General features: G+C 64.3%; 13 protein-coding genes. 12 read left to right on the top strand and 1 reads right to left on the bottom strand.

Annotated elements, in window-relative coordinates:
- The first annotated feature begins 38 nt into the window (after positions 1–38).
- From FJ973_RS23405 to FJ973_RS23455, 11 genes are all read left to right on the top strand, one after another.
- Entirely contained in the window at positions 39–908 is an 870-nt protein-coding gene (locus tag FJ973_RS23405) for an ABC transporter permease (protein ID WP_140521545.1), read from the top strand.
- A complete protein-coding gene (locus FJ973_RS23410) occupies positions 908–1696 on the top strand; it encodes an ABC transporter permease (RefSeq protein WP_140521546.1) in 789 nt (262 codons plus the stop codon). The genes FJ973_RS23405 and FJ973_RS23410 overlap by 1 nt, the downstream gene beginning before the upstream one ends.
- Positions 1696–2760 carry an ABC transporter ATP-binding protein gene (locus FJ973_RS23415; RefSeq protein WP_140515891.1) on the top strand — a complete coding sequence of 355 codons (1065 nt, stop codon included), beginning with the start codon at positions 1696–1698 and terminating at the stop codon, positions 2758–2760. Before FJ973_RS23410 ends, FJ973_RS23415 begins: the two co-directional genes overlap by 1 nt.
- Before the next feature lie 58 nt (positions 2761–2818).
- A complete protein-coding gene (locus tag FJ973_RS23420) occupies positions 2819–4069 on the top strand; it encodes an aconitase X (protein WP_140557921.1) in 1251 nt (416 codons plus the stop codon).
- Complete coding sequence (locus tag FJ973_RS23425; protein WP_140557923.1) at positions 4066–4515, top strand: DUF126 domain-containing protein; 450 nt, start codon at positions 4066–4068, stop codon at positions 4513–4515. Before FJ973_RS23420 ends, FJ973_RS23425 begins: the two co-directional genes overlap by 4 nt.
- Before the next feature lie 246 nt (positions 4516–4761).
- Positions 4762–5358, top strand: coding sequence for a thioredoxin family protein (locus FJ973_RS23430; RefSeq protein ID WP_140515885.1), 597 nt, complete (start codon positions 4762–4764; stop codon positions 5356–5358).
- A 27-nt stretch (positions 5359–5385) separates the two neighbouring features.
- Complete coding sequence (locus FJ973_RS23435; RefSeq protein WP_140557925.1) at positions 5386–7011, top strand: FAD-binding protein; 1626 nt, start codon at positions 5386–5388, stop codon at positions 7009–7011.
- On the top strand, positions 7008–7334 hold the full coding sequence (locus FJ973_RS23440) for a ferredoxin family protein (protein WP_140499901.1): 327 nt from the start codon (positions 7008–7010) through the stop codon (positions 7332–7334). Before FJ973_RS23435 ends, FJ973_RS23440 begins: the two co-directional genes overlap by 4 nt.
- A gap of 13 nt (positions 7335–7347) precedes the next feature.
- A complete protein-coding gene (locus FJ973_RS23445; RefSeq protein WP_140499899.1) occupies positions 7348–8184 on the top strand; it encodes an ABC transporter ATP-binding protein in 837 nt (278 codons plus the stop codon).
- A gap of 12 nt (positions 8185–8196) precedes the next feature.
- Complete coding sequence (locus tag FJ973_RS23450) at positions 8197–9096, top strand: ABC transporter permease (protein WP_140557926.1); 900 nt, start codon at positions 8197–8199, stop codon at positions 9094–9096.
- 36 nt (positions 9097–9132) lie between these two features.
- On the top strand, positions 9133–10152 hold the full coding sequence (locus FJ973_RS23455) for an aliphatic sulfonate ABC transporter substrate-binding protein (protein ID WP_140557928.1): 1020 nt from the start codon (positions 9133–9135) through the stop codon (positions 10150–10152).
- Positions 10153–10203: 51 nt separating this feature from the next.
- Here the strand turns inward: FJ973_RS23455 and FJ973_RS23460 are convergent, their stop codons facing one another.
- Positions 10204–11232, bottom strand: coding sequence for a LacI family DNA-binding transcriptional regulator (locus FJ973_RS23460; RefSeq protein WP_140557930.1), 1029 nt, complete (start codon positions 11230–11232; stop codon positions 10204–10206).
- A 459-nt stretch (positions 11233–11691) separates the two neighbouring features.
- On the opposite strand from FJ973_RS23460, the gene FJ973_RS23465 reads away from it, so the two are divergent.
- A complete protein-coding gene (locus tag FJ973_RS23465; protein WP_140557931.1) occupies positions 11692–12804 on the top strand; it encodes a Gfo/Idh/MocA family oxidoreductase in 1113 nt (370 codons plus the stop codon).
- Positions 12805–12809 lie beyond the last annotated feature (5 nt).

Genomic DNA, 12809 nt, shown 5'->3' on the forward strand with positions numbered 1-12809 from the left:
GCGCCGGTTGGTCCTTCCAATCCGGGGAGGAGGATAGCATGGCAGCAGAGGGTGCGGTCGCAGTGCGCGGCGGGCTGAGGTCGGCACTGCCGCTGCTGGCGCCCGCCTATCTCTGGCTGACGGTGGCGATCTTCCTGCCGTTGTCGGCCATGGTGTTCTTCTCGTTCATGACCGACCTGCCGCTGACGGGAAAGCCGTGGGCGTTCACGCTTGGCAACTACGCCGCCTTCTTCTCGCAGAACCTTTACCTGACGCTGCTGCTCGCCTCGCTGCGCCTCGGCCTCGAGGTGACCTTGTGGTGCATCGTCATCGGCTATCCCGCGGCTTATGTACTGGCCAAGGTGCTGAAGGGGCGCAGCCGCGAGGCGATCTTCCTGCTCGTCATCCTGCCGTTCTGGTCGAACGGGCTGGTGCGCATCTTCTCCTGGGCGATGGTTCTGCGCGAAGGTGGCATTCTCGACACCGCGCTCAACGCTGTGCTGCCGTTCAAGATCAACATCGACCTCATGTATTCCTATCCGGCGATCATCATCGGACTGGTGCACTCCTATGTGCCCTACATGGTGCTGACCTGTTATCTCACTTTGCAGGCGATCGACGATTCATTGCTCGAGGCCGGACGCTCGCTCGGCGCCTCGCGGCTGCAGGTGCTGAAGCGGGTCATCATCCCGCTGTCGATGCCGGGCCTGGTGGCGGGCGCGGCCCTCATATTCGTGCCCGTCGTCGGCTCCTTCATGGAGCCGCGGATCCTCGGCGGCCGCAGCGGCACCTTTTACGGCACGGTGATCGAGGACCAGTTCGTCGCCGTGTTCAACTGGCCGCTGGGGGCCGCACTCTCCTTCATTCTGCTGGCCGTCGTGCTGATCATTCTGGCGCTGGCCGCACCGGTGCTGCGGAGGGTGGCGTGATGGCGACGACGCGTATCCTGGAGTGGCTCGGCCGCTTCTATATCGCGGTGCTGCTCGCCTTCCTGTATTTGCCCATCATTATCATGGCGCTGATGTCGTTCAACGTCTCGCCATTCTACCAGCTGCCGTTCGAGTGGACGACGGAATGGTACGCCTCGCTGTGGCAGAACGACCAGCTCATCGCCGCCACCTGGAACAGCATCGAGATCGCCGTTATCACCACGGTCATCTCGACCGTGCTCGGCTCGGCGGCGTCCCTGGCGCTCTACCGCAATGAATTCCGCGGCAAGAAATTCCTGCAGGCGCTGTTGTTCCCACCGATCGCCATTCCCTGGCTGATCACCGGCACGGCGATGCTGATCTTCTTCTTCGGCATCGGCATTGGACGCGGCCTGTTCGCCATCCTGCTCGGCCATGTCGCGCTGGCGCTGCCCTATGTCATCGTCGTCGTCTCGGCCCGGCTGCAAACCTTCGCGCCGGAGTTGGAAGAGGCGGCACGCTCGCTCGGGGCCAATCAGTGGCAGGTGACGAACCGGGTTACGCTGCCGTGGATCATGCCGGGTGTGATCGCGGGCGGCTTGTTTGCGTTCGCCGTGTCGTTCGACCAGTTCGTGGTGTCCTACTTCCTGGCGACGCCGGGGCAGACGACGCTGCCGGTCGAGATCTACGCCGCGATCCGCAAGGGTTTCACGCCCGAGATCAACGCGGTCTCCACCATCATAATCGTGGTGTCAATGGCGCTGATGCTGCTCACAGCGCGCTTCTTCAAATTCGGCGGAGAGAAATAATGGCGGGCGTCCAGGTATCAAACGTCTCGCGCAGCTTCGGCGCGCACAAGGCGTTGGACGACGTCTCGATCGATTTCGTCGATGGCGGCTTCTACGCGCTGCTTGGGCCATCAGGCAGCGGCAAGACCACGCTGCTCAGGCAAATCGCCGGCTTCGATTTTCCCGACAGCGGCCGCATCGCCATCGGCGGCGAGAGCGTCGAGCGGGTACCGGTCGAGAAGCGGCGCATCGGCATGGTGTTCCAGAACTACGCGCTGTTCCCCAATATGAGCGTCGCCGACAATGTCGCCTTCGGCCTGTCGGTGCGCGGCGAGGCCAAGGCGGCGATTGCCACCGAGGTGCAACGCGCGCTCGACCTCGTTCAGCTCGGCTCGCTCGGCGGTCGCAAGCCGCATCAGCTCTCCGGCGGCCAGCGCCAGCGGGTCGCGCTGGCGCGCGCCATCGTCACCAAGCCACGCGTGCTTTTGCTCGACGAGCCGCTCGGCGCCCTCGACAAGGCGCTGCGCGTCGACATGCAAATCGAGCTCAAGCGCATCCAGCGCGAGATCGGCATCACAACCATTTTCGTCACCCACGACCAGGAAGAGGCGCTGACGATGAGCGACCGCATCGGTATCTTGCGCGATGGCCGGCTGGTGCAGGAAGGGCCGCCGGAGGAGATCTACGACAGGCCGAAAAGCGAATTCGCCGCCATCTTCCTCGGGGATGCCAACATCTTTCGCGGCGATACCACCGGCAACGGCATCCGCTTAGCGGACGGCACGACGATCGCCGCCGGGGCCGGCGCCAGGCTTGCCGCCGGCGCAAAGGCAAGCTGCGCCGTGCGTCCGGAGCGTATTCGGATTGCCCTTGATGCCGGAACTTCGGAGGGCGATGCCAACATACTGAAGGGCCAGGTTTCCAAACGCATCTTCGCCGGCAACAACAGCACCTACTTTGTCGAGCGTGCCGGCCAGACGCTGAAGGTCATCGTCCAGAACACCGGCGCTGACAGGCTGGCGGAAGGTCAGCATGTCGTACTACGCTGGTCGCCGCAGAGCACGGTGTTGATCCCTGCGGGGTAGTTCACTGAACTGCTGGCGTTCCTTCGCGCCATAAGATCGAGTAGGGGCCAGAGCGGCAATGACGTTGGAATTGACTGCCGAGGACCAATCCATGCTCGACGGCGAGCAAGGGCCGTCGGCGGCCGCGGCCATGAAGATCCTCGTCGCCTTCTCCAAAGCCGTCGGAGCGGACAGCCTCCTCGACATTGCCGGCGCCCATATCGATGGCTGCCTCTACCATGGCACGGCAGGGCTCGATTTCGTCGAACGGCTGGTCGAGGGCGGCGGCCGCGTGCAGGTGCCGACGACGCTCAATGTCGGCTCATTCGATCTCATCCATCCCGGCATGGTGAAGATGCCGGCGGCGGAGGAAGCGCCGGCGCGGCGGCTGATGAAGGCGCATATCGAGCTCGGCTGCCAGGCGACCTTCACCTGCGCGCCCTACCAGACGCGGTTCCGGCCAGGTTTCGGGCAGCAGATCGCCTGGGGCGAATCCAATGCCATCGTGTTTGCAAATTCGGTGATCGGCGCGCGCACCAACCGCTATGGCGATTTCATCGACCTGTGCTGCGCCATGACGGGCCGCGCGCCGGCCTGGGGCCTGCATCTGAGCGAGAACCGGCGCGGCCGCATCCTGTTCGAGCTGAACTTTGCTGAGCCAGAGCCGAGCGACGCCCTGTTCGTCGGCGTCGGACTGATCATCGGGCAAGCCAGCGGCGATCGCGTTCCGGTTGTCACAGGTCTGCCACGGCCGCGCGACGAGGACCAGCTGAAGGCGCTGGGCGCGGCAGCAGCGACTACCGGCGCCGTGGCGCTGTTCCATGCGGTCGGCATCACGCCGGAAGCGGGAACGCTCGACGAGGCGTTCCATGGTCAAGCGCCGGAAGGGACGATCCGCATCACGCGCGCCGATATCGATCATGCACTGGCCAGGCTGTCGCGCGTACCCGACGGGGCGCCGCTGGCGGCCGTGTCGCTGGGCACTCCGCATTTCTCGCATGCGGAATGGATGCGCCTGCTGCCCTTGCTGCGTGCCATCGCGCCGGGCAGGGGCATCCCGATCTATGTCAACACCGGTCGCGCGACGCTGACGCGATTGCAGGAGGAGGGCGCGCTTGATGGCACACAGGCGTTCGGCCTGATCCCCGTCGCCGACACCTGCACCTATGTCACTGCGATTCTGGAACGGCTCGACGGCGTGGTGATGACCAATTCCGGCAAATGGGCGCATTACGCTCCGGGCAATATCGGCGTGACGGTTGCGTTCGCGGATATGGCGGATTGCATCCGCTCCGCCGCGGTGGGGCATGTCGTGCGGGGCGCGTCATGACCGCGCCGGTGGAACCGGGCGTCGTCCAGCGATCCGGCACCTTCCAACTGGCCGGGAGTGCCGAGGGCCGGGCGTTGGTATTCTCGAAACCGCTGAGCTTCTGGGGCGGCGTTGATGCCACGACAGGCGACATAATGGATCACTCGCATCCTGGCCTCGGCCAGAACGTCGCCGGGAAAATCCTGATCATGCCGAGCGGGCGCGGCTCCTCGTCCTCATCCTCGGTGCTGGCCGAGGCAATCCGCAGGGGCACGGCGCCGGCCGGCATCCTCCTGGAACGGCCTGACCCGATCCTGGCAGTGGGCGCCATCGTCGCGGAATTTCTCTACGGGATCAGCATGCCGCTGGTGGTCTGCGAGATTGACGGCATTGTTTCCGGCGAGCGGATCGCGATACGCGTCGGCGGGGATGACAGGGCAATTGTCCGCAAGGAAACCGTTTCCTGACCAAGCTCGACGCGGACGACGAAGGCAGTTGGCGCTTCGCTCCCCGCCAAATCTCATTTCTTTCAAAACGGCCTTCCGTTCGAACAAACTTTTCGCCCGGCCCGAAACATTGGCACGATATTCCAAGCGGCGCGGTTGACCGGAGGCGGGTTGTCTAGCCTATAATTCTACTAAATTCATAGACTAACTTCGTCCGGCGCTGCACGGCATGGTCCGTCTGAGCGGCAGCAAGAAGGGAGCGCATCGATGCCGAAGACAGAATCCAACTCGATCGAGCTTGGCACCAAAGCGGCCGATTTCCTGCTGCCCGACGCACAAGGCGTGCTGCACCGGCTCGGCGATTTCGATGCAAAGCCTGCCTTGCTCGTCGCCTTCATCTCCAACCGCTGCCCTTTCGTCGTGCTGATCCGCGAGCAGCTTGCCGCTTTCGCCAGGGAATATGCGGGCAAGGGGCTGCAAGTGGTGGCCATCAATGCCAACGACCATGAGGCGCATCCCGAAGAGACGCTGGCCCGCATCGGCGAGGAAGTGGAGAAATTCGGCTATTCCTTCCCCTATCTCAAGGATGCCTCGCAGCAGACGGCGAAAGCCTATGGCGCGGCCTGTACACCCGACTTCTTCCTGTTCGGCGCCGACCGGCGGCTTGCCTATCATGGCCAGTTCGACGATGCGCGGCCGGGCAATGGCAAGGCGGTGACGGGTAACGACCTGCGCGCGGCGGTCGACGCGGTGCTGGAGGGCGGCAGGCCCGCCGCCGGCCAGGTGCCGTCGATCGGCTGCAACATCAAATGGAGCGCCGGCAATGAGCCGGCGTGGTTCTCGGGCGCTGCGCGCGCTGCTTAGCGCCTCGCACTCCTTCGCAGAGCATCCATGTCCATGCCTCAAAGATCCGCGTCCGACAGGCTGCAACTCCAGACCGACGTGCTCGTGCTGGGCGGAGGCCCGTCCGCAGCCTGGGCGGCGGTCGCCGCTGCCGAAAGCGGCGCGCAGGTGGTGCTGGCCGACAAGGGCTATCTCGGCACCAGCGGCGCCACCGCGCCGTCCAATACGGGTACCTGGTGCGTACCGCCGGGCGACAACAGGCATGCGGTGGTCGAGCGACGCTGGCAGCGCACTGGCGAGCTTGCGGACCAGCGCTGGATGCTGCGCTGCGTCGACACGGCCTATCGCAACCTGCTCAGGCTTTCCGAGTGGGGCTATCCGTTCCCAAGCGAGGATGACGGCCGGCTCTACATCGCGAATCTGCGCGGGCCCGACTACATGCGCTTCATGCGCCGCCGTGTGCTTCTGGCTGGCGTTACCGTGCTCGACCATCATCCGGCGCTGGAACTCCTGTCGGATGGCGATGCCGTCGTAGGCGCGGCCGGTATCGGCCGGCAGGCCGGCCAGGACTGGCGCGTCGACGCCAACGCAGTGGTGCTGGCGACCGGCGGCTGCGCTTTCCGTGAGCGCATCCTCGGCGGGACTGGACTGACCGGCGACGGCTATCTGATGGCGGCGGAGGCCGGTGCCAGCCTGTCGGGCATGGAGTTTACCGGCAAATACACGTTGGGGCCCTTTGGGTCTTCGCTGAACAAGGGGCTGCCGTTCCGCTGGGCCTCATTCCATCGCGAGGATGGATCGCCGATCCTGGGCCCTGCCGGTGAGCCGCTGCGCAACGGCATCGGCGACCGCGAGGACGAGGTGGCGCGCGCATTGATCGGGGGACCGGTCTATGCGCGGCTCGATCAGGCGGAGCCGGCGCTGCAAGGCTGGTTGCGCCAAGGGCAGCCGAACTGCTTCGTGCCTTATGACCGCGCCGGTGTCGATCCATTCACCGAGCTGTTCCGCATCACCCTGCGCGCCGAAGGCACGGTACGCGGTACCGGCGGCATCGACATCGTCTCCGACGACTGCGCCACCGGCGTGCCCGGCCTCTATGTCGCAGGCGACGCCGCCAGCCGCGAGATCATGACCGGAGCGGTATCGGGCGGCGGCGCCGTCAATTCCTCCTGGGCGCTGGCCAGCGGCTGGTGGGCGGGCAAGGGCGCCTCGACCCATTCGAAGCGTCGCGGCGGCAGGGCGTTCCGCGACACCGTCGAACCACTCGGTCAGGCCGGCCTGCGCCCGGCGGCCTCGCCGCGTGCCGACATCGCTGCAGGCGAGGTCATCGAGGCGGTGCGCAACGAGGTGACGCCGCTCGACAAAAATTTCTTCCGCAACGGCGAGAGCTTGGAGAAAAGCCGGGGGCGGCTGGAGAGTGTCTGGCGCGACGTGCGCGACCATCTGCGGGGCGAAGGGGTGGACCGGGTCCGCGCGCGCGAGGCGGCGTCGATCGCCGCCGCGGGGCGCTGGTCGGTGGCGGCCGCGCTGCATCGGACAGAAAGCCGCGGCATGCATCGGCGCACCGATCTGCAGGGCAAGAACCCGGCCCTCGCGCATCGGCTGGTCATCACCGGCGTCGACGACTTCCGCATTGCCGGGGCGCCGGAGCGCCTGGCGGAGCTGGCGTCATGATCGAGATCGTCTCGGCCGCGCGCTGCGTCGAATGCGACATCTGCGTCAAGGTGTGCCCGACCAATGTGTTCGACGCTACCAAGGACGGCGCGCCTGTGATCGCCCGTCAGGACGACTGCCAGACCTGCTTTCTCTGTGAAATCTACTGCCCGACCGACGCGCTTTACGTGGCCGAGTTCGCCGAGGGGCCGACCGGCATCACGGAAGCGCAGGTCGAGGCACGTCAACTGTTCGGCGGCTACGCCCGCGCGCTCGGCTGGAAGCGCGGCAAGGCCGGCGGCTCTGAATTCGACCCGACGCACCGCATCCGCGTGGCGCAATAGGAAGCGACAGGACATGGACCGCATCGTCGTCAGCGATATCAAGAAGACCTTTCTGCTCAAGCCGGGGCAGTTCGTCACCGTCGACGGCGAGGAGACCGACCGCGTCACCGTGCTCGACGGCGTCGATCTTTCGATCCGCAAAGGCGAGTTCATCACTTTGGTCGGCCCGAGCGGCTCGGGCAAATCTGTGCTGCTCGACATCATCGGCGGGCTGACGCAGGCGAGCGGCGGCGATGTCCAGCTCGACGGCCGGCGCATCACCAGGCCGGATCCTAAGACCGGCTATGTCTTCCAACAATATGCGCTGTTTCCCTGGCGCACGGCGCTGGCCAACATCGAATACGCGCTGGAGGTGCGTGGCGTCGCCAAGGCCGAGCGCACGGTGACGGCGCGCCATTTGTTGTCGTTGTTCGGTCTTGCCGGTTTCGAGGACCGTTTCCCCAACCAGCTCTCCGGGGGCATGCAGCAGCGCGTGGCGATCGCCCGCGCCTTGGCGAGCAACCCGGAAGTGCTTTTGATGGATGAACCCTTCGCCGCACTCGACCAGCAGACGCGCGAGCTCCTGCAGGGCGAGTTGCTGCGGATCTGGGGCAAGATCAAGACAACAGTGATCTTCGTTACCCATTCGATCGACGAGGCAATCTTCCTCGCTGACCGCGTGGTGGTGATGACGGCGCGGCCGGGCGCGGTGAAGGAGATCATAGACATCGACCTGCCACGGCCGCGCGACGGGGACATCCGCGCCAGCGCCGGATTCAACGGATATCGCGGCCGCGTCTGGGACGCGCTGCGCGATGAGGTCAACAAGGCGCAAAAGGACTGGACGCTGTCGCCAGCCTTCAGTCATTGAGGAGGTAGAGCCATGGCTTATCTTACCGAAAAGTTCGGCCCTGCCGGCGCTCTTCATCTGTTTGCCGGCGCCGGCGAGACGGCGGCCGCCGCAAGAGTCCCGGCCATCACCGCCCACAGTGCCAAGGTCCGGCGCAAAGGGACGAGCCACGGGACTTTCCTTTACAGCTTGCCGCTGCTCGGCCTGTTCTTTCTCGTGTGGGAAATCGCGCCACGGCTCGGCTGGCTGAACCGCATCTTCTTTCCGCCGCTGAGCGAGGTGCTGGTCGCTTGGTGGAACCTGCTCGCCTCGGGCGTTCTGGTCGAACATATCGGCATCAGCCTGCAGCGCGCTGCGATCGGCTTCGCTCTCGGCGTGGTGGTGGCCATTCCGCTCGGCCTGCTGATGGGGCGCTACTCGCTGTTCGAGAAGGTCTCTGACCTGCTTGTGCAGACGCTGCGCAACACCTCGCAATTCGCGCTGCTTCCGGTGTTCATCCTTTTGCTCGGCATCGGCGAGGAATCGAAGGTGGCGATCACCTTCTACTCCTCGGTCTTCTTTCTGCTGGTCAACACGATCAGCGGCGTCAAGTCGGTCGATCCGCTGCTGATCAAGGCGGCGCGCTCGATGGGTACGTCCGACTTCGACCTGTTCCGGAAGGTTATCCTGCCGGCCAGCATCCCCTCTGTTGTCGCCGGCGCAAGGCTGGCGGTGAAGTCGTCGCTGTTCGCGGTGATCGGCGCCGAGATGCTGGCGGCCAAATCCGGCCTCGGTTTCCTTATTCAGAACTCGCAGTTGATGATGGAAACGGCGGACATGTATGCCGGCATCCTGACGCTGACCGTCATCGGGCTCACCGTCAACTATTTGCTCGTCTGGTTCGAGCGCTGGGCGACCGCCTGGAAAGGCCAGTCCGAGTCCTCGCTCATCTGAGCCGTTCACTCATTCCAATCAGCAAGGATTTTCCTCATGTCCAACATTGCATTCGACGGATTTCGCCGGCTGTTCCTGAAGGGCGCCATTGCCGTCGTCATCGGCCTTGGCGGCATGCCCGCCTTCGCGCAGGACAAGCCCGAATTCATCCGCATCGGCAGCACCGCGCCGGGGCACCTCAAATTCGTCCTCGCACAGAAGGACGGCTGGTGGGAAAAGGAGTTCGCCAAAGACGGCATCAAGGTCGAACTTGTCACCTTCAATGGCGGCTCCGAGGCGACGACGGCGCTTGCGACAGGCGCCATCGAATTCACCTATACCGGCAACAATCCCGCGTTGCGCGTCGCCGCCTCCGGCGCCGATGTCAAGCTGATTGGCCTGTCGAGCTATGTGCGGTCGGGCGGCTCGTATATCGTGGTCAAATCCGACTCTCCACTGAAGACGCTGCAGGACCTCAAAGGCAAGAAGGTCGCCTATCTCACCGGTACGGTGCGGCACTCGAATTTCAGCAAGGCGCTGAACAGCGTCGGCCTGACGACCGGTGATGTCGAGGGATTGAACCTGCCTTTCGGGGCATCCGGCCCGGCACTGCTGCGCGGCGACATCGACGCCCTCGTCGAAACGGATTCGACCGCGGCCAAGCTGGTCGACACCGGCGAGGCACGGGTGCTCTTCGACACCAGCACCCATCCGGAATGGAACGTGCCGAACGTCATTTCGGTCAACGGCGCCTTCGCGGCGAAATATCCCGACCTGGTCAAGCGGCTGCTGAAGGTCGACATCGAGATTTCGCGCTGGGCCGATGCCCATCCCGACGAGACGATCAAGACATTCGTCGAGGCGACCAAGTCGTCGGAGAAATCGGTACGCAAGACCTATGCGGACGGCGTCTTTCACCAGGATCCGAGGCTGACCGACGATGCGATCGAGGCGCTCAAGGGCGAAGAGAAATTCATGGCCGGTGCCGGGCTTTTGAAGGGCTCGATCGACTACGGCAAATGGATCGACAAGAGCTTTGTCGACGCGGCCGGCGCGGAAGTCGCGGCCGTCCAGTAGTGGGCGTGCTGAACGGGCAGGGGTTCCGGCGCCGCTCCATTTCAGAGAGTGTCAGATTTCCGGGATGTTCTCCTTGAAGATCACCTGGAGCCTCGGCTGGTGCAATTCGTAAGGCAGTCTCCGGACCGCATGGGTCAAGGTGTTGAGCGCTTCGCGCGCTTCGACGCGCGGGTTCTGGTCGATGACCGCGTCGAGCGTGCCGTCGAGCAGAAGCTCCTTGGTGCCTTCGGTTACCTCATGGCCGAGGAAAACCATCGATATCGCACGGCCGCGCTCCTTGAGCGCGCGGGCAATGCCGGTGTTGCCCGCGCCGACATTGTAGATCGCGGCCAGGTCGGGGTGCCGCTCCAGAAGGGCTGATGCCTCCGAATAGGCCTTTTCGCGGTCGTCAAGCATCTCGCGCATTTCGACAATCTCCAGATTGGGCGATTCCTCGGCCAATATGTGCCGGAATCCCATCTCGCGTTCCTCATGGCCGCGATAGGAGAGCGAGCCGGCGAACAGCGCCACCTTGCCAGGACGTTCCGACCCCATGAAACGGTTGAGCAGATAGCCGGCCAGGCGCCCGGCGGCGCGGTTGTCGATGCCGATATACGCGACCCTTGGCACATGCAGGATGTCGGAGGCGATTGTCACCACCTTGACGTCGTTGGCCGACAGCGAGCGGATCGCCTCGCGCACCGTTGGATGGTCGAGCGCGATGACCCCAACGCCCTGCGTCTGGCCGCGCAGATCCTGCAAAAGGCGTGCGAGCCGGTCGGGATTGAAACCCTCAATGGTGGCGATATGGACATCGAGATCCGGCCGCGCCAAGGCTTGGGCTTCGATGTGGCGATGCAGCATCTTGATGAAGGAATTGGTGCCGGCCGGCAGCGCGAAGTCGAGCCGGATGACATCGCCGGACAAGGGCTTGAGAGGTGCCCCGTTCGCGCCTTCGGCGATGTAGCCAAGACGCTGCGCCATTTCGAGCACGATTTCGCGCGTGCGCGCCCGCACCCCCGGACGGTTGTTGAGAACACGGTCGACGGTGGCGGCGGAAACGCCGGCTTCCCGGGCTATGTCAGTCAGGGTGGAACGCACCGTCTTTCATCTCCTCAATGCATCAGGATCACGCAATGCCGACCGCCGGCCGGGTGGCGACTGCTCTTCGCCATCCGCGATTCTGATGGGAAATGATGTATCCGGCCTTGGCCGATGCGCAAGCCGCCGGGCTAAATCAGATCGCCCGGCAGGATCGCATCGCCGTGGGAAGATAGATTTCCCATCAAATCGAGGCATCAGGAGCGGTGTATGGATTCCGGTATGACGCATTCCTTCGCCTTTCTGCTAGATTGTGAGGTGTTTTGATTATTCATGATGTTGACAGCCTTCCGTGACTGCCGTCAATATCCCTCATGGGCTCGTGGAGGAAACATTGGCCCCGAGGGAGGGAATTCCAATGCCTGATCCGATCCGCATGCCGCGGCTCCGGTTGCCAGCATCTGGAGGCGCGTTGGCGAGATGACGACGGCCGCGAAGACAGAATTCTGGGAGGAAGACATGGCAGGCAAAGGCTTCGAGCCGGACGTGAAGGTTCGCACCAGGGAATTCAAGATCGGCTGCGTCGGCGCCGGCATGATCATGGCCGAATGCCATCTCGCGGCCTATAAGGAAGCAGGCTTTCCTGTCGTGGCGATCGCTTCGCGTACAAGGGCGAATGCGCAGAAGGTCGCCACGCGCTGGGGCATTCCGACCGTCCACGACACGCCGGAACGACTAATCGAGGATCCGCAAGTCGAGATCATCGACCTGGCTTTCCCGCCGGACCAGCAGCCGGCGCTGATCCGCCACGCGCTGGAGCAGAAGCACATCAAGGCGATCCTGGCGCAGAAGCCGCTGGCGCTGTCGGTCGAGGAAGCGGTGAAGCTGCGCGACGAGGCGGCGAAGGCGGGCAAGATCCTCTCGGTCAACCAGAACATGCGCTACGACCAGTCGATGCGCGTGCTGAAGCAGATCATCGACAGCGGCGCGCTCGGCGACGTCGTCTTCGCGCAGATCGACATGCATGCGATCCCGCACTGGCAAGGCTTCCTCGAGGAGTACGACCGGCTGACGCTTGCCAATATGAGCGTGCATCATCTCGACGTGCTGCGTTTCCTGTTCGGCGATCCCGATGAGATCACCACTCTGACGCGCAAGGATCCGCGCACGACTTTCGAACACACCGACGGCATCACCGTCTCGACGCTGCGCTTCCCGTCCGGCGTGCTCGCCGTGTCGCTGGAGGATGTCTGGTCCGGTCCGCGGCAAGAAGGCTACAAGGACGACCAGCACATCAACTGGCGCGTCGACGGCACCAAGGGCGTCGCCAAGGGCACGATCGGCTGGCCGACCGGTGCGGCCTCGACGCTCACCTATGCCTCGGCCGAGACGACGGATGGCGAGTGGGTCAGCCCAAGCTGGGACACGATGTGGTTCCCGCATGCTTTCATCGGCGTGATGGAACAACTCCAGCACGCCGTGAAGACAGGCACGCCACCGGCGCTTTCCGTCGCCGACAACGTCAAGACCATGGCGCTGGTAGAGGCGGGCTATCGCTCGATCGCTTCGGGCCGCACGGTCAAGCTTTCCGAAATCTCGACAACCCGATCAATTGAAATCACTGGTAACTGAATCGC

Source organism: Mesorhizobium sp. B2-1-3 (assembly GCF_006442495.1).
Lineage (GTDB): Bacteria > Pseudomonadota > Alphaproteobacteria > Rhizobiales > Rhizobiaceae > Mesorhizobium.